The sequence below is a fragment of the Pectobacterium brasiliense genome, assembly GCF_013449685.1.
GTDB lineage: Bacteria > Pseudomonadota > Gammaproteobacteria > Enterobacterales > Enterobacteriaceae > Pectobacterium > Pectobacterium brasiliense_A.
The window spans coordinates 71684-91437 of the sequence record NZ_JACDSF010000010.1; the positions used below are offsets into that span (position 1 = coordinate 71684).

Genomic DNA, 19754 nt, shown 5'->3' on the forward strand with positions numbered 1-19754 from the left:
CAGGCTGCTCCACCCCGCGTCCGTGGATGCGCACTATACTCGTCATGAACATTGATGCAACCTATTTCTGTAAAAAACGCAGCATTGGGTTGTTGGGTGATTAATTTATCATCGAGTGGGTTGATTTGTCACCGAATGGATGGTTTTGTGAACGGAATACGACGATTAACAGAAAAATCGATTTTTTACGATGCCGTGTGCAGAGTGGCATTTGTTTGACCCGTGGATTTATGTGCTCTCCCATTCCTTTCTCGATAGCCGTTTGTTATCGTTCGACGGTAAATTTTTTGATGTAAAAAGCGAGCGCAAAGATGAAGGGACGGTGGGGAAAATACGTGCTGACCGCAGTGGTCATTGCCATTCTGGCGGGGTGCCAATCCAGGCCAACCGATCGCGGGCAGCAATATAAAGATGGTCACCTCAACCAGCCTCTGGAATTGGTGAATGAACCTAATGCCAAAGGAAAACCGGTCAACGCACGGGATTTTATGACTCAGGTTTCTGAAATTCGGTCGGCGTCACCTAATCTGTACTCGCGCAATAATACGACCTTTCAGGCGATTGAAAACTGGATGATGTCCGGTGCCGATACCCGCGAGCTGAGCAAGTTTGGTCTGAATGCCTGGCAGATGGAAGGCGTTGATAACTTTGGTAACGTGCAGTTCACCGGTTATTACACGCCGGTATTGCAGGCGCGTCATACCCGTCAGGGGGAATTCCGCCATCCTTTATATGCCATGCCGTCAAAGGGCAAAAATAGCCGTCGGCTACCAGATCGCGCCGGTATTTATTCAGGTGCGCTGGATGAACGGCTGGTTCTCGCTTGGACTAACTCGCTGGTCGATAACTTCATGATGGAAGTGCAGGGCAGCGCCTATATTGATTTTGGCGATGGACGTCCGCTGACGTTCTTTGGTTACGCTGGCAAAAATGGCCATGCCTACCGCAGTATTGGTAAGGTGCTGATCGATCGTGGTGAAGTGCCGCGTGAAGAGATGTCGATGCAGGCCATCCGCAAGTGGGCGGAGCAGCATTCCGAATATGAAGTGCGTGAACTGTTTGAGCAGAATCCTTCTTTTGTGTTCTTTAAGCCAATGATGTCTGCTCCCGTCAAAGGGGCTAGCGCCGTGCCGCTGGTGGCGAAAGCCTCCGTTGCCTCTGACCGTTCGCTGATCCCAGCAGGTACGGCTCTGTTAATGGAAGTGCCGCTGCTGGATAACGTGGGTAAATTCACCGGCAAGTATGAAATGCGCTTGATGATCGCACTGGATGTCGGTGGGGCGATTAAAGGCCAGCACTTCGATATGTATCAGGGCATTGGGCCGGATGCTGGTCACTCGGCGGGTTTCTACAACCACTATGGCCGAGTCTGGGTGTTGAAGAACGCGCAAAGCAGCCCGACGAACGGTTCAGGATCGCTGTTAGTCAACAATCCACAGTAATCGTGCTTTCGTCTGAAATCTCAGAAGTGGCATTAAGATGAACCACTTCTGAGATGAAACACTTGCTCTCCACGCGCCAGAACAGAATCAGCGGTTAAAGCCGTATTTGCTGCTCAATCCTAATTCGTTCACGATACGAACGCCTGACTCCAACGCTTCGCCCTGCAAACCCCGCAGTGGACGACGCAGGCTGCCTGCTGGTAATCCGACTGCCTTCATCAACGATTTCACCGCCACGGGATTGATTGCCGAGTAGGTATAGTGCAGCAGCGGCAGCAAATGCTGATACGCCTTACGGAAGCGTTCTGCATCCTCGCCGTTTTTCCACGGACGAGAAATTTCGGCCAGTTCTGCCGGTGCAATATTGCCTGTCATGTTGGCGGTTCCATGGCCTCCCAGTGACATTGTTGGCACGACTAAACCCAGATTGGGCGAGTCGCAGCACATTACCGACACATCGGGATTGCCTGCCAGCACTTGTGCAACCTGACCCACGCGGGTGGTGGATTCTTTATGAATGACGTAGTTTGGGTGTTGGAAAATACGTAGCAGCGATGTCCAGTGCAGATCCGTTTTTACACGTGGCGGGTTGTTATAAATCCCTAATGGCAAATCGGTCGCATCTGCAATTTCCAGAAAGTAGCTTTCGATGTCACTCTCACTGGCACAAATATAGGCGGGGGCGGCGATAATGGCACCGTCTGCGCCGTTGTCATGTGCATAGCGCACATAGTCAATGGTGGTATCGGTATTGTTACCGGTACAGCCATAGAACAGCTTCATTTTGCTGGTGCTGTATTGCGCGGTTCGGCGGATGATCGCTTTCCTCTCATCTGGGGACAGCATGGACACTTCCCCGGTTGAACCCATAATCAAAACGGCAGCCGTGCCGTTGTCTTCTTGGAATTTTAATAACGCTTCAAATGCGCCGAAATCCACGCTGCCATCGTCATTGAAAGGTGTAATGAGGGCAACGAATGACCCTTCAATTTTTTCTCTGCTCATGTCTGTTTCCTGTCGGTTTAAACGTGTTACGAATAACGAAAAATCAGGACTGAAGGGATGTCTCAGTCAGTGGTTTGGCGGTAAAACCCGCCTCGACAAAACGTAATAGGTGCGATAACACGCGATCGTCATCGCGGTTGTCACACAGCCCTTTGGAGAGCAACGCCAGACGGCCAGAACGCGGATCGGCGTCGGTTAGCACGTGCATGGCGGCACCGCGGGCAAATTCATAACGCCAGATCACTTCCGCGCGCGATAGCGCTGGTAGCGCACGAGAAAAGGCATCGATAAAACGGTGAGCGACGTGATCGAACTGCGCCGACAGCAGTGCGGTGACTTCCAGACCCGGCGTAGCCCGCAGATGTTGTAACAGGCGAACGACAATGCGCCCGCCGTCGGGCGTGCGAGCCGTTTTAACCAGCGGGCGCAAGAGTGCATCCAGCAGCGCTGCAACGGGCAGTTCATCACCGTGATTAGCCTTTTCCACCTCATCCAGCAGATGCGTTCTTTCGTCATTCAACGGGCCGAGAACGTTGTCCAATACGGCACGCAGTAACCCTTCTTTCGAACCAAAGTAATAATTCACCGATGCCACATTCACGTTGGTGGCTTCCGTTATTTCGCGAATCGTCGTTAGCTCACTGCCTTTGCAGGCGAAGATCGTGATGGCCTCACGCAGGATACGCTGCTTAATGTCAGCCTCTTTTTCTTTGCTTTGATCTTTAGTTTTCAATAACGCCACCATGATTCATCCTTTTTGCTCACGCTTGCCGTCGGATGTACCGACGTCATGCATTGTTAGATTGAGGCCGTGGGGAAATGCGCTCCCGCTAGACTCGGTTACTGATAACGTCAGTCCTTGGTAAACCCAGTTCTTGATAAACCAATGTCGCCCAATAGCGGATCCCTAATGGGATCAGCGCATCATTAAAGTCGTAGTGCGGGGTATGTAGGTGATGCACGTTGGGCGCATTTTTGTCGCTGTTCCCCAGCATCATGAAGGCGCCGGGGCGTTGCTCCAGCATGTAGGCAAAATCTTCTGCACCCAGCAGCGGCGTCATTGCGGTGTTAACCTGTTCGAATCCCACGACCTGCGCGGCAGCGTTAACGGCTAACTGCGTGGCGTGCGTGTCGTTAACCAGCGCGGGATACTGCCGTTCATAATGCACGTCGGCCGTTGCGCCAAAGCCCTGCGCAGTGCTGTGTGCCAGCTCTCGCAGGCGCGTTTCCAGCAGGTGGCGCACGCTCGGCGAATAGCTCCGTCCGGTTCCTTTAAGGATGACGCTATCCGGGATAACGTTCGGGGCATGGATATCACCGCCCTGAATATGACCGATGCTGAGCACTGCTGCCTCCATCGCAGGGACGTTGCGGCTGACGATGGTTTGCAGGCCAAGCATAAATTGCGCGGCGGGCAGCGTCGGGTCGATAGAAAGGTGTACGCCTGAACCGCCGTGTCCGCCTGTGCCGTGAAACGTGACCTGCCAGGTGTCGCTGGCCGCCAGCATAGGGCCGCTGAGAATCGCGAATTGACCTACCTCGATACCGGGCTTGTTATGCAGGCCAAACAGCCGGTTGCAGGGGAACCTGGTCAGCAGGCCGTCATTGAGCATGGCAAGTCCGCCACCTAATCCTTCTTCCGCGGGCTGGAAAATAAAATGTACCGTGCCAGCAAAGTCGGGGTACTGAGACAAATAGCGTGCGGCACCCAGCAGCATGGTGGTGTGCCCATCGTGTCCGCAGGCATGCATTTTCCCAGCATGCACCGAGGCATAGGGTAGGTCCGTTTTCTCATTGATATACAGCGCATCCATGTCTGCCCGCAGGCCGATGCTGTCTTCACCGGGATAACGGCCATGTAGGGTGGCGACCACCCCCGTTCCACCGATGCCGGTTGTGACAGAAAGCCCCCATGCTGTCAGCTTTTCTGCCACCAATTGCGCGGTAGCAACCTCTTCAAAGCCGATTTCTGGGTGCTGATGAATATGGTGACGAATCGCAATCAGCTCAGGTAAGAAATCCTGAATGACCGATTCCATCGCGGCTTGATCAATAGCGGTTGATGTATTCACTTGGCGTTCACTGTGCTTATCCATGCGCCTGCCTGCTCATCAACTGTGGAGATACAGGCGTTTCGCGCTGCCCGCCGCTGGGGACGGCATCGATCAGTTTGCGGGTGTACGGGTGCTGTGGCTGATGCCAGATGCTGTGGTGATCGCCACTTTCCACGCAGCGCCCGTTTTGCATCACCATGACCCGGTCGGCGATATAGCGTACTACCGCGAGATCGTGGGAAATAAATAGCAGCGACAGGCCCATTTCGTTTTTTAACTCAACCAACAGATTGAGGATCTGCGCCTGAATAGAGACATCGAGTGCGGACACCGGCTCGTCGCAAATCACTAGCGAAGGACGTACCACCAGCGCACGGGCAATACCGATACGCTGGCGTTGCCCGCCGGAAAACTCATGGGGATAGCGGCTCAGGCTGCTTTGCGGCAGACCGACACGATCGATGATATTTTTGATCGCCTGCTGTCGCTGCGCACGATCGCCAAGGCTGTGCACAATCAGCGGCGTTTCAAGGATATGCTGAATGCTGTGGCGTGGATTCAGCGACGCGTAAGGGTCTTGAAAAATCATCTGTACCCGCTGACGCAGCGCTTTCAGCCGTGATTCTTTTAGCGTCGTAATGTCTTGCCCATCGAACACGATCTGCCCGTGTGAAGGCGGTAGCAGGCGCAGAATGGTTTTGGACAGGGTGGATTTACCACAGCCGGATTCGCCCACCAGACCGAGCGTTTCTCCGGGCAAAATGGTCAGTGACACATCGTCAACGGCTAGCACCTTGCCTTGTGCGGTTGAATAGCGAGTATGAATATTTTTCAGCGAGAGCAGCGGTGGCTGGCTCGTATCGGTGGTTCGGTGAATTAAGGTGGGCGGCGTCAGCAGCGTAAAGCCTTCATCCGTTGGCGCGTGATGGATTTCCGCCAGCCGATGGGTGCGGTAGTGCCTGTCCTGATCCATGTGCAGCGATGTCGCTAACAGCCCGCGCGTGTAGCTGTGCTTGGGGGCGAAACGGTGTGTGGATGACTGAAACAGGTCGGCTGCCTGTGCTTCTTCTACCTTTTGCCCGGCATACATCACCGCTACACGGTCGGCCCATTGCGCCACCAGCCCAAGATCGTGGGTAATCAGCAGCAGGCTCATCGAGAATTCACGACGCAGGTTGTCCAGCAGCGCCAGAATCTGTGCCTGAATGGTGACGTCCAGCGCCGTGGTCGGTTCATCGGCAATGAGCAGACGCGGACGGCAAGCCACTGCCATAGCGATCATGACGCGCTGACGCTGTCCGCCAGACAGGTTATGTGGATAGTCATCCACCCGGCGTGCCGGTTCAGGGATCTTGACCAGATCCAACAGCTCGATGGCGCGCGTCCGTGCTTGTGCGGGCGTCAGCGTTTCATGCAACCGCAGTGTTTCGCTAATCTGTTGCCCGATGGAAAGTACTGGATTGAGCGAGGTCATCGGTTCCTGAAAAATCATCGACAGCGCATTGCCACGTAGCTGGCGCATCTGCCGGTCTGGCAGGGTCAGCAGATCCTGTCCATCAAACAGGATGCGGCCGCTGATTGTTCCCGGTTCGGCGACCAATCGCATCAGGGACAGCGCCGTCGCGGATTTACCGCAGCCGGATTCGCCGACCAGCGCCAGCGTTTCTCCGGCGTTAATCGTCAGATTTAGTCCTCGAACGGCCTGATGACCGGGAAAATCAACGCGTAAATCTTGAATATCGACCAGCGGCTTCATGCGCTTCTCCCCCGTAACCGTGGATTCAGGGCATCGTTCAACGCGTCGCCCACCAGATTCAGTGACAGCACGGTTAAGACCAGTGCGGTGCCGGGCAAGGCGGTAAGAAACCAGGCGGTACGCAACGATTCCCGGCCAGCGCCGATCATGCTGCCCCAGCTCACGCGGTTCGGATCGCCAAAGCCCAAGAAGGAGAGGGCGGATTCAATCAAAATGGCCGAGGCGACCATGACCGACGTGGTGACGATGATCGACGGCAGCGCGTTCGGCAGCATTTCCTGAAAGATAATACGCAGGCTGGAAAATCCCTGACTGCGTGCGGCTAATACAAAATCGCTTTCGCGTAGCGAGCGAAACTCGGCACGCACCAGACGTGCAATCGTCGGCCAGGAGGCAATACCGATGGCCAGTGAAATCAGCGTCACCGAAGGCGAACCGATGGCGACCAGCACCACGACCAGCAAAAAGGTCGGGAAGGTCTGGAACAGTTCGGTGATGTGAACCAGCAGGTCATCAACTCGACCGCCAAAATAGCCCGCCAGCGCACCGACGACGGTGCCAATTAACAGACTGACGATGACCGCCGAGAAGCCGATCTGCAAAGAAACCTGTGAACCGTGGACGATTCCGGCGGCGACATCCCGACCCATCGAATCGGTTCCCAATGGGAAATCAGGGTTTTCGCCCGGCCACAAGAAAGGCTGAGCGACCATATCCAGCGGATCGCCGGGATACAGCAACGGTGCGAAAGCGGCCATCAGAAATACCGTAATCAGCAACAGCAGGCCAGCCATCCCGGCGGGGTTGCGGATAAATGCACGTACCTCCGGTGACAGGCGAAAAGGCATTTTTAACGGGCGAGTTGCTACTGAGCTAACGCCGTCCGCTGCGGCTTTCTTCGGTGTGAGATTTTCAGGAGAAAGGTGATTCATATCAGCGCGCCTTAATTCGGGGATCGAGCCAGGATTGCAGTAAGTCCACCAGCACGTTAGCCAAAATGACTAAGAAGGCGGAAAGCAGCAGGACGCCTAACAAGACGTTGAAGTCACGTGCCATTACCGCTTCCAGCGCCAGACGGCCCAGTCCCGGCCAGCTAAAGACCGTCTCGACCACCGCCGCTCCGCCCAGCAGATTGCCGAAGTGCATACCGGCAACGGTCGTGATAGGCAGCAGCGCACAGCGTAGAATGTGCCTGACGGTAACCCACAGCGGCGACAGCCCTTTGGCATGTGCGGTGCGCACGAAATCCTGCTGGGCAATTTCCAACATGGCCGCGCGGGTCAGGCGGGCGTAAATGGCGATAAAAAAGCTGCTCAGTGCCACAACCGGCAGGATGGCATGCTGCAACATATCCTTGAAATATGCCCAGCCAGTGAGGTTCGCGCCGATGGTGATATTGCCGCCGCTTGGTAGCCAATCAAGATGAACGGAAAACAGAATCAGCGTCATCAGGCCGATCCAGAACCCCGGCGTGGAGTAGAGCAGCAGCGCGATCAGCGAGAGCAGGCGATCGGGCCATTTACCCGCCCACACCGCCATGATCGTTCCCAGCGTTATGCCGATCACGATGGCGAAGACCTGTGACAGCAGCATCAGGAACAGCGTGCCCGGCAGCCGTGACAGGATCAGATCCATTACCGGCGCGTTGTAGCGAGGCGAAAAGCCGAGGCTGAACTGAGCCAAATTGCCCAAATAAACCGAAAGCTGTTGCAGTATGGGCTGATCGAGACCGAACTGAGCGCGCAGGTGTGCCATGGTCGCTTCGGTTGCATTGCCTGCCTCTCCAGCCAGCACATCAACGGCGTCTCCCGGCACTAGCTGCAACAGGAAAAACACCAGAATGATAATGCCAATCGCTGTTGGCAGCGCGTGAAGCAGGGTACGCCACAGTACGCGCCCGATTCGTTCTACTTTATTCATCACATACCTTCATGAGAGTTCCCCTGCCCGCGCAGGAGAATGCCGTATTACGATTACTGATCCAGCCACACGTCGGCCAGACTGCCGTTGACGCCCTGAATATCTGTGACGACGTTATGTACGCGCTTGTTGTAAATCGTCTGGCGCTTAATTTGGAGCAGGTTCAAATCGGGAATATCCGTGGCGATGATGCGCTGGAACTGCTTGTACAGCTCCACGCGTTTTTCAGGATCGGTTTCTACCGAGGCCTGCTCAAGCAAACGGTCTACTTCTGGATTGCTGTAATGTGAGCCGTTGCCGAAAGGCACGCCCGGTTGATAGGTTTTTGACCAGTACAGGCGCTGTACGCCCACGGCAGGATCGAACAGGTTCGAGATGGAACCATTGTTGAAGTCAAAGTCGCGGTCGGTATAAACGCGCTTAACGAAGGTGGCGAAATCCTGTGAGCGAATGGTGACGTCAATCCCCACTTTGGCCAGTGCGGATTTGAGGTATTCCGCCACGCGTTTGAAGCTATCGCCATAAGGCATGAAATCATGTACCAGCGTGAAGCGGATACCGTTTGCCTGACGTGGGAAGCCGGCTTCGTCCAGTAGTTTGTTCGCTTTGGCAATATCGAAGCCATAAGGTGACGGCGTTGCATCATGGAACTGCGCCAGTTCTGGCGTAATCGGCGTCGGTGAACTGACCGCATAGCCGTACCACACCACATTTTTCAACACATCAATATTGATGCTGTGCGCAATGGCCTGGCGAACCTTCAGATTCTTCAGGTAAGGGTTATCCAGATTGAACTCAATGCGGGTTTGCGTTGGGCTGTAACCGTAGCCAGCGGTTTCAATGCCCAGCTTGGGGTTTTTCTTGATGCGTTCAATTTCACTCAGCGGAACGGGAGAGTCGCTTCCCAGATCGAGCGCGCCGGTTTCAAGCGCAATCGTGCGAGTGGCGGCATCGGGAATAATCTTCACCACCAGTTTATCGACGTAAGGCTTAGGGCTGTCCCAGTAGTTTGGGTTACGTTCATACAGGATATGGCTGCCACGAACCCATTCTTTGAAGACGAACGGGCCGGTTCCAATCGGTGCGGTATTGTGGGGATTCGACAGAATGTCTGTGCCTTCGTATAAGTGTTTCGGCACGATAGGCGCTTCGTTAGCGGAGAACGCGCTCAGCAGGTAAGGTGCGGGTTTTGACAGTTCAAGGATCGCGGTATACGGATCCGGGGTTTTCACTTCGGTGACGTTAGCAAACGTGCCCTGACCGCGTGAATTGTATTTTTTGACGGTCAGAATGGAAAATGCGACGTCCGCAGAAGTGAAGTCTTGCCCATCGTGCCATTTCACGCCTTTACGTAAATGGAACGTATATTGTTTGCCGTCTGGACTTACTGACCAACTGGTTGCCAACTGCGGGGTCGGCTTCATATCGAAATCGTAATTCAGCAGACCTTCAATCACCTTGGCGTTGACCTTCATCACCGCGCCGCTGGTGCTGACCAGACTGGTTAATACAGGCGGCTCAGGTTCGGCCAAAAAGTTCAGCGTGCCGCCGCGCTTTGGCGTCAGCGTTTCTGCCTGTGCGGCAAGGCCGAAGAGCGAGGACGTCAGAATCAACGCTGACAAGAATAGATTTTTTTTCATATTTCCCATCCGTATGCAGAGGGCAGCGTTGTGCGCTCCGCCTTTATTTTTTTAATGGCGTGTTTTGAATGATGTGTTTTGGGTGACAAAAAACCGTTCTCTTCAGGAGGAAGAGAAATCAGGCTGAATTAAGTCAACATCGGGGCAGTAAAATAGCGTCATTAGCGTTGCTGTATGGCGTAATGGGTTTCATGCTGTGTTCCTGGTTTGAATAACGAAAAAATAATAAAACTGCCTGAATTTTAAAGCGGATCACTTAAGCCTCATTTTAGGAGAAACACGGGGATGAGGTTCCCGTAGGGATACCTCGCCCCGTGGTCGCTCCGTGTATCTCGGTTCTTAAGCGATCGGCATTATCCTGAGCCACCTCTTTATTTTCTGGTTAAACCCTAGCCCAACGTGTGTTTTAAACGAACGTTTAAATATGGATAAGTAATGTCACATTACGCATAAGCTATTCACGCTTCTTGCTGTTGGGGACACCGATAATTCGAGTTATTATCCAGCCTGCTAATTACTTATCCTGAGGTTGTCATGGCGATTAAATGTTATCCACATCTTGCGCACTGGGGCGCGTTTACCGCTGTGGTTGAAGACGGCAAGCTGATTCGCTGCGAGCCATTTGCCGACGATCCGGCACCGTCCGCCATGCTCGATTCCATCGTGCCGCTGGTGTATTCCGACCGACGTATCCGTCGGCCTTCGGTGCGTCGCTCCTGGCTTCAGAAACGCGAAAACAGCGACAGAACGCTGCGTGGTCGGGAAGATTTTGTTGAAGTGGATTGGGACGTTGCGCTCGATCTGGTCGCGCAGGAAAATCGCCGTATCCGCGATCGCTACGGTGCGGACGGCCTTTTTGCCGGTTCTTACGGCTGGTCGTCTGCCGGGCGCTATCACCATGCGCGTTCTCAGGTTCGACGCTTCTATTTCTCCGGCGGCGGCGCGGTCGATCAGCAGGGCAATTACAGCTGGGGTGCGGCGCAGTTCTTCCTGCCGTACGTGATTGGCACCTTTCATCCGCTGACGGGCAAGGTCACCGAATGGCGCAGCGTCGCCGAGCATTGTGATATTTTCCTCGCGTTTGGCGGTCTGGCGCTGAAAAACGCACAGGTGGCATCCGGTGGGGCCGGGCACCACACGCTTAAGCCCGCGCTGGAAGCGCTGGTGGCGAAAGGAATTCCGGTCATCAACATCAGTCCGATGCGCGATGACTGCCCTGAATTTGTGAATGCCGAGTGGATTCCTATCCGTCCGAATACCGATGTCGCCTTGATGCTGGCATTGGGCTATGAGATTCAGCGTTTGGGCGCTGACGATAAGGATTTCCTGCAACGCTACTGTGTTGGCTACGAACAACTGAGTGACTATTTACATGGTCGCGGTGACGGCGTGGTGAAAACCCCCGAATGGGCCAGCGATATTACAGGCATTCCCGCCGAGCGCATCCGACGTCTGGCGCAGCAACTGATCGGCGTACGCAGCTTTATTACCTGTTCTTACTCCGTGCAGCGCGCCCATCGTGGTGAACAGCCTTACTGGATGATGATTGCGCTGTCTTCCATGCTGGGACAGGTGGGGTTACCAGGCGGCGGGTTCTCCTTCGGCCACGGTTCGATGAACAGCGTCGGCAACGAGCGTATTTCAACGCCTGCGCCGGCTTCTCCGTCAACCCCGAACGCGGGGAAGGCGATCCCCGTGGCGCGTATCGCCGATATGCTCTTGCATCCGGGAACGCCTTATACCTTTCAGGGCGAAACCCATACTTATCCTGATATCCACCTGATTCACTGGGCGGGCGGTAACCCGTTCCATCATCACCAGCAGTTGAACCGTCTGGTGGACGGCTGGCGCAAACCGGATACGGTGATTGTGCAGGATATCGTCTGGACGCCAGCGGCGCGGATGGCGGACATCGTGCTGCCTGTTACCACCACGCTGGAGCGTAATGACATCGGCGGCTCATCCCGCGATCGCTTTATTTTTGCCATGCATCAGGCAATTACGCCGCAGCATCAGGCGCGTAATGACGTGGATATATTCAGCGAGCTGGCGGAGCGTCTGGGTTATGGCGACGCGTTCACGCAAAATCGCAGTGAACGGCAGTGGCTGGAACATCTTTATGACGAGTGTCGAGCAAGGCAGCGAGATACCGCTGACCGCTGGCCGTCATTTGAGGATTTCTGGCAGCAGGGACATGTCGAAATCCCGATGGATGAAAAGCCGTTTGTGTTCTTTGAGGATTTCCGCCGCGATCCGCAGCAGCATGCCTTGAGTACGCCAAGCGGTAAAATTGAACTGTTTAGCTCTGCCATCGCCAGCTATGGCTATGCGGATTTTGCGCCGCATCCTGAATGGCAGCCTCCGGTTGAATGGCTGGGTGCCAAAAGCACGGAAGAGTGGCCGCTGCACTTTATTTCCATTCAGCCGTCCGACCGTTTGCACAGCCAACTGGCTGCTACACCGCAGGTTGCCGCAAATAAGACCGCAGGAAAAGAGACGCTTTACATGCACCCTAAGGATGCCGCTGCGCGGGATATCGTCGATCGCTCGCAGGTGGAAGTCAGAAACGCGCGTGGCCGTATTCTGGCGGGCGTACAGATTACCGACGGCGTCACGCCGGGCGTGGTGATTATGTCCACTGGTGCCTGGTTTGAGCCCGGCTTCGGCCAGAAAACGTGGCATCCGGTTGAGCAGTCTGGCAATGCGAATGTACTGACGCTGGATATCGGCACGTCGCCGCTGACGCAGGGACCGAACGCCATGAGCTGTCTGGTGGATGTCGTGCGGGTTTAGCGCTATCCTGAGCCGCTTTTTCTCGTGGTTTTATTTTCCTGTGATTTTGTTTTCGTAAGGTTGGTTGAATGAGTACGCAATTATCCGAAGCCTATTTGCAACGCTTCGGCGGCACCGCGCGGTTATATGGTCAACAGGCGCTGGCGCTGTTTTCTCAGGCTCACGTTTGCGTGATTGGTATTGGTGGCGTCGGCTCCTGGGCGGCTGAGGCGCTGGCACGTACCGGCATCGGCGCGATCACGTTGATCGATATGGATGATGTGTGCGTCAGTAACACCAACCGGCAGATTCACGCGCTGCGTCAGCACACCGGACAGTCAAAGACGGAAGTGATGGCCGAACGTATTCTGGCGATCAACCCGGAATGTCGCGTCACCTGCGTGGACGATTTTATCAGCGCGGAAAACGTGGCCGAGCTGCTCGACCAGAACTTCAGCTATGTGATTGACGCCATCGACAGCGTGCGCCCGAAGGCGGCGCTGCTCTCCTACTGCCGCCGCTATAAGATCCCGGTGGTGACAACCGGCGGTGCGGGCGGGCAGATCGATCCGACCCGCATTGAAGTCGTCGATCTGGCGAAAACGATTCAGGATCCGCTGGCCGCCAAGCTGCGTGAGCGGTTAAAGCACGATTTTAACGTGGTGAAGAACAGCAAAGGAAAGCTGGGCATCGACTGCGTGTTTTCCAGTGAACCGCTGGTTTATCCGCAGCCTGACGGTTCCGTTTGCGCGTCGCGCAGTACGGCTGATGGGGTGATGCGTATGGATTGTGCGTCAGGCTTTGGCGCTGCGACGATGGTCACCGCAACCTTTGGGTTTGTTGCGGTATCTCATGCGCTGAAGAAGATGATAGCGAAAAGGGAAAGAGCGTCTGCGCCGCAGAAATAAATAGCGCGAATACCGCTATTGGTCCGCAGCCTCTTGTTCAGCAATCTCCTTGATTCTGGCGGCCAGCGCCGCCAGTCCGCTTGAACGCGAAGCGCTGAGCTGCGCGCGAAGCCCTAGCTTATCGAACAGCGCCAGCGGATCGTGCTGCAATAGCGCTTCTGGCGTTTCTCCCTCTACGGCGGTTAACAAGACCGCCAGTAATCCCCGCACAATGCGCCCGTCGCTGTCGCCGTAAAAATGTAGCCTGCCGTCTTCCTGACGTTGATAACCCAGCCAGACGCGATTTTCACAGCCGGATAATGAAATCTCCTCGGTTTTCAGCTCGTCTGGCAACGTTGGTAATGCCTTTGCCAGCAAAATGAGCTGCCGATAGCGATCTTCCCATGCGCGGCAGGCATCGAAGCGCGCCAGCAGGTCGGCGACAGTGGTGTGGTGACCAAAAGGATGCATGTAGTCAAAAGGATGCATAGTGTCAGTTGTCTGGGTCATGGTTTAGTCGATCAGTAATTCAAGGGCGTTGCCTACCGCGGCGATCAGCGCAGCAACATCTTGTTGGTTGTTATACGGGGCAAACGAGGCGCGGAGCGTGCCGCTGACGCCGAGCGCGTCCATGAGCGGCTGCGCACAGTGATGTCCGGCACGCAGTGCGATACCGCTTTCGGCTAGCAGCGTAACCAGATCGCTGTGGTGCACATCGGCAATATCAAAGGACAGCACGCTGGAATGCGGGCTACGGAAGCTGCGAAAGCCGGGGAACTGCACTAAATACGTTTCGGCAAGCTGCGCTAACTGCTGGCTATGCTGCTCTGCGGCGTGCCAATCCAGCGTAGTCAGCCAGTCGAGTGCCGCAGACAGGCCAAGCACGCCGGCAATGTGCGGCGTTCCCGCTTCAAAGCGCTGTGGAATCGCTTGCGGTTTGAAACCGTCAAAGGACACCTGCGTCATCATCTTCCCGCCGCCTTGCCATGGCAGCATGCTTTCCAGCAAGGCGGTTTTGCCGTACAGCACGCCAATCCCGGTTGGGGCATAAAGCTTGTGCCCGGAAAACGCGTAGAAATCGATATCCAGCGCCTGTACATCGGGCGGGCAGTGAACGATGCCCTGCGCGCCGTCAACCATCACGACTGCACCATAGCGGTGAGCTAGCGCAATCGCACGCGCCAGATCGGGCTGGCCGCCTGTCACGTTTGACATCTGTCCCAGCGCCAGCAGGCGGGTTTTTGGCGTGATCAGCGTGGCGAGTTGTTCGATATCTGGTAACCAGTCCGCGCCTATCGGTAACTTCACGATATTCGCGCCCGTTTGCTGCGCCACCATCAGCCACGGAATGAGGTTAGCGTGATGTTCCGCTTCGCTCACGACGATCTCGTCGCCCGGTTGAAGGCGAGGGCGCGCATAGCTCTGCGCGACCAGATTGATCGCTTCCGTCGTGCCTCTGGTCCAGACAATGGAACGCGGATCGTCTGCGTGGAGCAACGCGGCAACTTGCTCACGAGCGCCTTCAAAACGCTGGGTTAAGGCCTGCGCGCCGCGATGCTGGCTGCGATGCACCGTACCACTCTCGCTGCCATAGAACGCCTGCACAGCATCAATAACGGGCTGCGGCTTCAGTGCGGTCGCGGCGCTATCAAGATAGACAGTCGAATGCTGGAGTGCGGGGAACTGTTGGCGGAAGGTGGCGGGGTTAAACGGTGTCATGAGCATCCTCTTTTGGAGGGCAGATCCTGTCCCATTTTGTCGAGAGAGACAAGTTTAGGACTATGCCTAATGCGATTTTATGGAAAAAAAAGCAACTATTGCTACGCTTTAAAGTGTTAATTTTCAGGATTTCCTGATGAATAAGGTTAACTAGAAGACATTTAAATTCATTGAGGGTTAACTATGAAGAATAAAATTTCTATTTTTGCCGCTATCGTGATGGCGTTTTCTCTGGCAGCCTGTTCCAGTAATTACGTCATGCATACCAATGACGGTCGTACCATCGTCGCAGAGGGGAAACCGAAGGTTGACGATGAGACGGGTATGATCAGCTATACCGATGCCTACGGTCAGCAGCAGCAAATTAACCGTGATAATGTGAAAGAAATGGCGAAAGGGAAATAGTGCCGCTTGCCCATCATCACACGTTGCCTGTTAAGCTGTGCCAGATGCTAGATCAGCGTGCCATGGCATTCAGGCGTGAATCGTAAGCAAAAAAAGCACCGCAATTTGCGGTGCTACACAAAAAATCACTTTGGACAGACAGGGTAAATGTACAGGAAGTGAATAGGGTAGACTCGCTACCACATCTGCAAAAGGCAGACAAACAAATAGCAAACACAACATCACAACCACAAGCCAAAAGCACCTCAGGTCACCCCTCCGCACTTTTCGTTCCGGCCCAGGAAGTTGCGCTAATATAGGTATTTGCTGGTACATCCTCAACGGACAAATTATAATGTCTCGGATTACAAAAACTAATATATGTACCCGTCATCTTTTCGTTGTGGAGAGGTTGGTCGCTGTCGATTATTTTGATCGTGTAGACAGCGGCTCGGCTGGGGCGATTTCCGATTGTCGCCTTTCTGCATCTTAAGCGTTATTGGGTACGAATGTGCCTGATAAATCGCTGATTTAGCGTAAACCAAAAGATTTCATTCATGTCAAAACGTCTCCCTCCGCTCAACGCATTGCGCGTTTTTGATGCGGCGGCTCGCCATTTAAGTTTTACCAAAGCGGCAGAAGAACTGTTTGTTACGCAGGCTGCCGTCAGCCACCAGATTAAGTCACTGGAAGATTTCCTGGGGCTTAAATTATTCCGCCGTCGTAATCGCTCCTTGCTACTGACGGAAGAAGGGCAAAGTTACTATCTTGATATCAAAGAGATCTTCTCCTCTTTGAATGAGGCAACCCGTAAGCTGCAATCCCGCAGCGCCAAAGGCGCGTTAACGGTCAGCCTGCTGCCCAGCTTTGCCATTCATTGGCTGGTGCCGCGTCTTTCGAGTTTTAACTCCGACTACCCAGGGATTGATGTGCGTATTCAGGCGGTGGACCGTGATGAAGATCGTCTGGCGGATGATGTGGATGTCGCGATTTTCTACGGCCGGGGAAACTGGCCGGGGCTGCGGGTAGAAAAGCTGTACGCCGAATATCTGTTGCCAGTTTGCTCGCCGGTGCTGCTGACGGGGAATCATCCGTTAAAAACGCCGGACGATCTGGTTGCACATACATTGCTGCATGATGCATCGCGTCGTGACTGGCTGTCCTATACGCGCCAGCTTGGCGTGCAGATTAACGTGCAGCAAGGGCCGATTTTCAGCCACAGCGCGATGGTATTGCAGGCGGCGATTCACGGGCAGGGCGTCGCGCTGGCAAATAATGTGATGGCGCAGACGGAAATCGAAGCGGGGCGACTGGTGTGCCCGTTTAACGATGTGTTGGTCAGCCGGAATGCTTTTTATCTGGTATGTCATGACAGTCAGGCAGAACTGGGTAAAATAGCCGCCTTTCGCCATTGGATTCTGGCGCGGGCAGCCAGCGAACAGGAAAAATTTCGCTTCCGCTATGACAACGGCACGCGCTGAAGCCGTGTCAGCTGGCTGATTAACCGAATAACTCACGTAGGTAACTACGTATCAGGCTGATGACAGATCTATTTGCCGAACGAAAACGGGAGTAACGGAGTAGAAGAGTAAAGCGTTTGCGCCAGGGACAAAAACGTCAGGAACGTTTTTGAACGTCGCTAGCGACGGCCCTGAAAGGGTGAATCTCATGGATGAGATTCATATCTGCGCAATCCGAGCGCACAGGGATGTGTTCACAGCGACTTTACGATCTATCCGTTACTACCGCTTGTCGGTCTTTGTCAGCAACCTCGTTTATAGGTAATAACGTATAGGTAATAACGATGAATAGTCGTTTCATGCTGGTGTTTGCTGCTATCAGTGGCTTCACTTTTGTCGCGCTGGGCGCGTTTGGCTCTCACGTTCTCAGCAAAACGCTGGGTGTAACGGAGCTGGGTTGGTTGAAAACCGGCCTTGAATATCAGGCATTTCACACGCTGGCGATTTTGGCGCTAGCGGTTGCGATGCAACAGCGAACCAATCTGTGGTTTTACTGGAGCAGCGTTTTTCTGGCGTTAGGAACGGTACTCTTCAGCGGAAGTTTGTACTGTCTGGCGCTTTCTCACCTGAAACTGTGGGTTTATGTGACGCCGATTGGCGGAGCCTGTTTTCTGGTGGGGTGGATATTACTATTGATTGGCGCACTGCGTCTGAAGAGAAAGGCTGAACGCCATGAATAAAGTCATTTTGTATTGTCGTCCTGGGTTTGAGAAAGAGTGTGCGGCAGAAATAACGGAAAAAGCCACGCAGCATAATGCGTTCGGCTTCGCACGGGTAAAAGAGAACAGTGGCTACGTCGTGTTTGAATGCTACCAGCATGAAGATGCCGAACGTCTGGTCAAAACGCTGCCGTTTCATGAGCTGATTTTTGCTCGCCAGATGTTCGTGAGCGGTGAACTGCTGCGCGACCTGCCGCCAGAAGACCGCATCACGCCCATCGTTGGTATGCTGACGGGAGCCATTGAACGCGCGGGAGAGCTGCGCGTCGAAGTTCCCGATACCAATGAAAGCAAAGAGCTGATGAAGTTCTGCCGTAAATTCACCGTGCCGCTGCGCGCGGCATTGCGCGAACACAAAATTCTGCTGGGTTATGAAAAAGCAGATCGTCCGGTGCTCCATGTGCTGTTCATTGCGCCCGGCTGCTGCTATGCCGGTTACTCTTATAGCAATAACAATTCACCGTTTTATATGGGGATCCCACGCCTCAAGTTCCCTTCTGATGCACCAAGCCGTTCGACTCTTAAACTGGAAGAAGCGTTTCACGTCTTTATTCCTGCCGACGAGTGGGATGAGCGTCTGGGCAGCGGCATGTACGCGGTGGATTTAGGTGCCTGCCCCGGCGGCTGGACCTACCAACTGGTTAAACGCAGCATGATGGTTTATGCGGTAGACAACGGACCAATGGCACCGAGCCTGATGGATACCGGACAGGTGATGCATCATCAGGCGGATGGTTTCCGCTTCGAAGTACCGCGTAATAACGTGTATTGGCTGGTGTGCGATATGGTGGAGAAGCCTGCGAAAGTCACCAGCCTGATGAGTGATTGGCTAATCAAGGGCTGGTGTCGTGAAGCGATATTCAATCTGAAATTGCCGATGAAGAAGCGCTATGAAGAGGTGTCACAGAATCTGGCCATGCTGCGTGAGCGCCTGAGCGAAAATGGTGTTAATGCTGAAGTGCATGCCAAGCATTTGTATCATGATCGTGAAGAAATCACCGTGCATGTTCGTCGTTTCTGGAGCGCGGTGCCCGGCCGTCGCGACGAGCGATAGTCTCGAACAGGTGCGTATCTGAGGCCACTCAGGTACGCATCCGTCTTCATCCGCTAGTGAGAATGCGGCTGAGCGCTATTCTGCACCGGCAGCCTCAACTGTTGAAGATTGCCATTAAGCGTTAAATCGGTACGCAGCGTCGCAACCTGACGGCTGATCAGTGCCATTTCCTTATGCTGTTCCAGCTTATTACGCCACTTCTCCGGTACGGTATCCAACTGCTGATACAACGCCTCCAGACTCCCTGCCTGTTGCAAAAGCTGTGTGGCACTTTTAGGGCCGATTCCTGCGACGCCCGGAATCTTACTGCTGCTAATGCCCGCCAGCCCCCAGTAGTCTGTAAGCTGCTGCGGTGACACACCAAATTCCTGTTCGATAAACGGCAGATCCAGCCAGCGTTTCTGAAAGTAATCCCTGATCTGAATGTGTGGTGCCAGTAGCTGGCAATACCCTTTGTCAGTCGACACTATCGTTGCCTGATGACCCGCGGATGACAGCTTGGCGGCCAGCGTAGCCGCCAGATCATCGGCTTCATTGCCGGGACTATGCCAGCTTGCTACGCCAACGGCGGCAAATGCCGCTTTAATCTGCGGGAGTTCCTGCTTCAGATTCTCCGGCATTGGCGTGCGTCCTGCCTTGTAGTCCGGTAGGAGCTGGTGACGCCAACTGGTATCGCGATCTTCATCATCAAAGACGGCGACAGCATGCGTAGGCTGACTGTTTTGTATGAGTTGATGCAGCGCATGTTGGCATGCCGTGATACAAGGCGAACCTTGTACCGCATGAATGCGACGTATCAGATTGAGCGCGTCGACAATCAGCAAATGGACGGACATCGCGTAATTCCTGATGTGATAAGAGGGGGAAGCCAGGCTTCCCCGC

The 19754-nt window shown here is 54.4% G+C and carries 17 protein-coding genes; 7 read left to right on the forward strand and 10 right to left on the reverse strand.

The window, feature by feature from the left end; all coding sequences use genetic code 11:
* The first annotated feature begins 311 nt into the window (after positions 1-311).
* Positions 312-1442 (forward strand): murein transglycosylase A, encoded by a 1131-nt coding sequence (gene mltA / locus H0248_RS04570; protein ID WP_180784934.1) that lies wholly within the window; start codon positions 312-314, stop codon positions 1440-1442.
* A gap of 87 nt (positions 1443-1529) precedes the next feature.
* On the opposite strand, the gene H0248_RS04575 is transcribed toward mltA, so the two are convergent.
* The 7 genes from H0248_RS04575 to H0248_RS04605 all read right to left on the reverse strand — a co-directional run bounded on the left by H0248_RS04575 (position 1530) and on the right by H0248_RS04605 (position 9817).
* Positions 1530-2447: a 4-hydroxy-tetrahydrodipicolinate synthase family protein gene (locus tag H0248_RS04575; protein ID WP_014914423.1), complete on the reverse strand. Its 918-nt coding sequence runs from the start codon at positions 2445-2447 to the stop codon at positions 1530-1532.
* A 43-nt stretch (positions 2448-2490) separates the two neighbouring features.
* Positions 2491-3192 (reverse strand): TetR/AcrR family transcriptional regulator, encoded by a 702-nt coding sequence (locus H0248_RS04580; protein WP_104213236.1) that lies wholly within the window; start codon positions 3190-3192, stop codon positions 2491-2493.
* An 85-nt stretch (positions 3193-3277) separates the two neighbouring features.
* Positions 3278-4486 carry a M20 aminoacylase family protein gene (locus H0248_RS04585; protein WP_205558279.1) on the reverse strand — a complete coding sequence of 403 codons (1209 nt, stop codon included), beginning with the start codon at positions 4484-4486 and terminating at the stop codon, positions 3278-3280.
* A gap of 49 nt (positions 4487-4535) precedes the next feature.
* On the reverse strand, positions 4536-6257 hold the full coding sequence (locus H0248_RS04590) for an ABC transporter ATP-binding protein (protein ID WP_180784936.1): 1722 nt from the start codon (positions 6255-6257) through the stop codon (positions 4536-4538).
* Positions 6254-7189 carry an ABC transporter permease gene (locus H0248_RS04595; RefSeq protein WP_180784937.1) on the reverse strand — a complete coding sequence of 312 codons (936 nt, stop codon included), beginning with the start codon at positions 7187-7189 and terminating at the stop codon, positions 6254-6256. The genes H0248_RS04590 and H0248_RS04595 overlap by 4 nt, the downstream gene beginning before the upstream one ends.
* A 1-nt stretch (position 7190) precedes the next feature.
* Positions 7191-8177 carry an ABC transporter permease gene (locus tag H0248_RS04600; protein ID WP_180784938.1) on the reverse strand — a complete coding sequence of 329 codons (987 nt, stop codon included), beginning with the start codon at positions 8175-8177 and terminating at the stop codon, positions 7191-7193.
* Between the two features lie 53 nt (positions 8178-8230).
* Positions 8231-9817, reverse strand: a complete 1587-nt coding sequence (locus H0248_RS04605) for an ABC transporter substrate-binding protein (RefSeq protein ID WP_180784939.1) — start codon at positions 9815-9817, stop codon at positions 8231-8233.
* A 534-nt stretch (positions 9818-10351) separates the two neighbouring features.
* On the opposite strand from H0248_RS04605, the gene H0248_RS04610 reads away from it, so the two are divergent.
* Positions 10352-12610 (forward strand): molybdopterin-dependent oxidoreductase, encoded by a 2259-nt coding sequence (locus H0248_RS04610; protein ID WP_180784940.1) that lies wholly within the window; start codon positions 10352-10354, stop codon positions 12608-12610.
* 68 nt (positions 12611-12678) lie between these two features.
* Positions 12679-13497: a tRNA cyclic N6-threonylcarbamoyladenosine(37) synthase TcdA gene (tcdA, locus tag H0248_RS04615; RefSeq protein ID WP_010284764.1), complete on the forward strand. Its 819-nt coding sequence runs from the start codon at positions 12679-12681 to the stop codon at positions 13495-13497.
* A 15-nt stretch (positions 13498-13512) separates the two neighbouring features.
* On the opposite strand, the gene csdE is transcribed toward tcdA, so the two are convergent.
* Together csdE and csdA are read right to left on the reverse strand one after the other, a co-directional pair.
* Positions 13513-13986: a cysteine desulfurase sulfur acceptor subunit CsdE gene (gene csdE, locus H0248_RS04620; protein ID WP_110163567.1), complete on the reverse strand. Its 474-nt coding sequence runs from the start codon at positions 13984-13986 to the stop codon at positions 13513-13515.
* Between the two features lie 3 nt (positions 13987-13989).
* On the reverse strand, positions 13990-15195 hold the full coding sequence (gene csdA / locus H0248_RS04625; protein ID WP_180784941.1) for a cysteine desulfurase CsdA: 1206 nt from the start codon (positions 15193-15195) through the stop codon (positions 13990-13992).
* 183 nt (positions 15196-15378) lie between these two features.
* Here csdA and H0248_RS04630 point away from each other — a divergent pair, with 183 nt between their 5' ends.
* From H0248_RS04630 to rlmM, 4 genes are all read left to right on the forward strand, one after another.
* Complete coding sequence (locus H0248_RS04630) at positions 15379-15600, forward strand: YgdI/YgdR family lipoprotein (protein ID WP_005975888.1); 222 nt, start codon at positions 15379-15381, stop codon at positions 15598-15600.
* A gap of 536 nt (positions 15601-16136) precedes the next feature.
* On the forward strand, positions 16137-17060 hold the full coding sequence (locus H0248_RS04635; protein ID WP_010296350.1) for a transcriptional regulator GcvA: 924 nt from the start codon (positions 16137-16139) through the stop codon (positions 17058-17060).
* 323 nt (positions 17061-17383) lie between these two features.
* The gene (locus H0248_RS04640) at positions 17384-17779 is read left to right on the forward strand and encodes a DUF423 domain-containing protein (protein ID WP_039276086.1); all 396 of its coding nucleotides are present in this window, start codon (positions 17384-17386) and stop codon (positions 17777-17779) included.
* Positions 17772-18872: a 23S rRNA (cytidine(2498)-2'-O)-methyltransferase RlmM gene (rlmM, locus tag H0248_RS04645; protein WP_039276084.1), complete on the forward strand. Its 1101-nt coding sequence runs from the start codon at positions 17772-17774 to the stop codon at positions 18870-18872. Before H0248_RS04640 ends, rlmM begins: the two co-directional genes overlap by 8 nt.
* Positions 18873-18925: 53 nt before the next feature.
* On the opposite strand, the gene xni is transcribed toward rlmM, so the two are convergent.
* On the reverse strand, positions 18926-19708 hold the full coding sequence (gene xni, locus H0248_RS04650; RefSeq protein WP_180784942.1) for a flap endonuclease Xni: 783 nt from the start codon (positions 19706-19708) through the stop codon (positions 18926-18928).
* Positions 19709-19754: the final 46 nt, after the last annotated feature.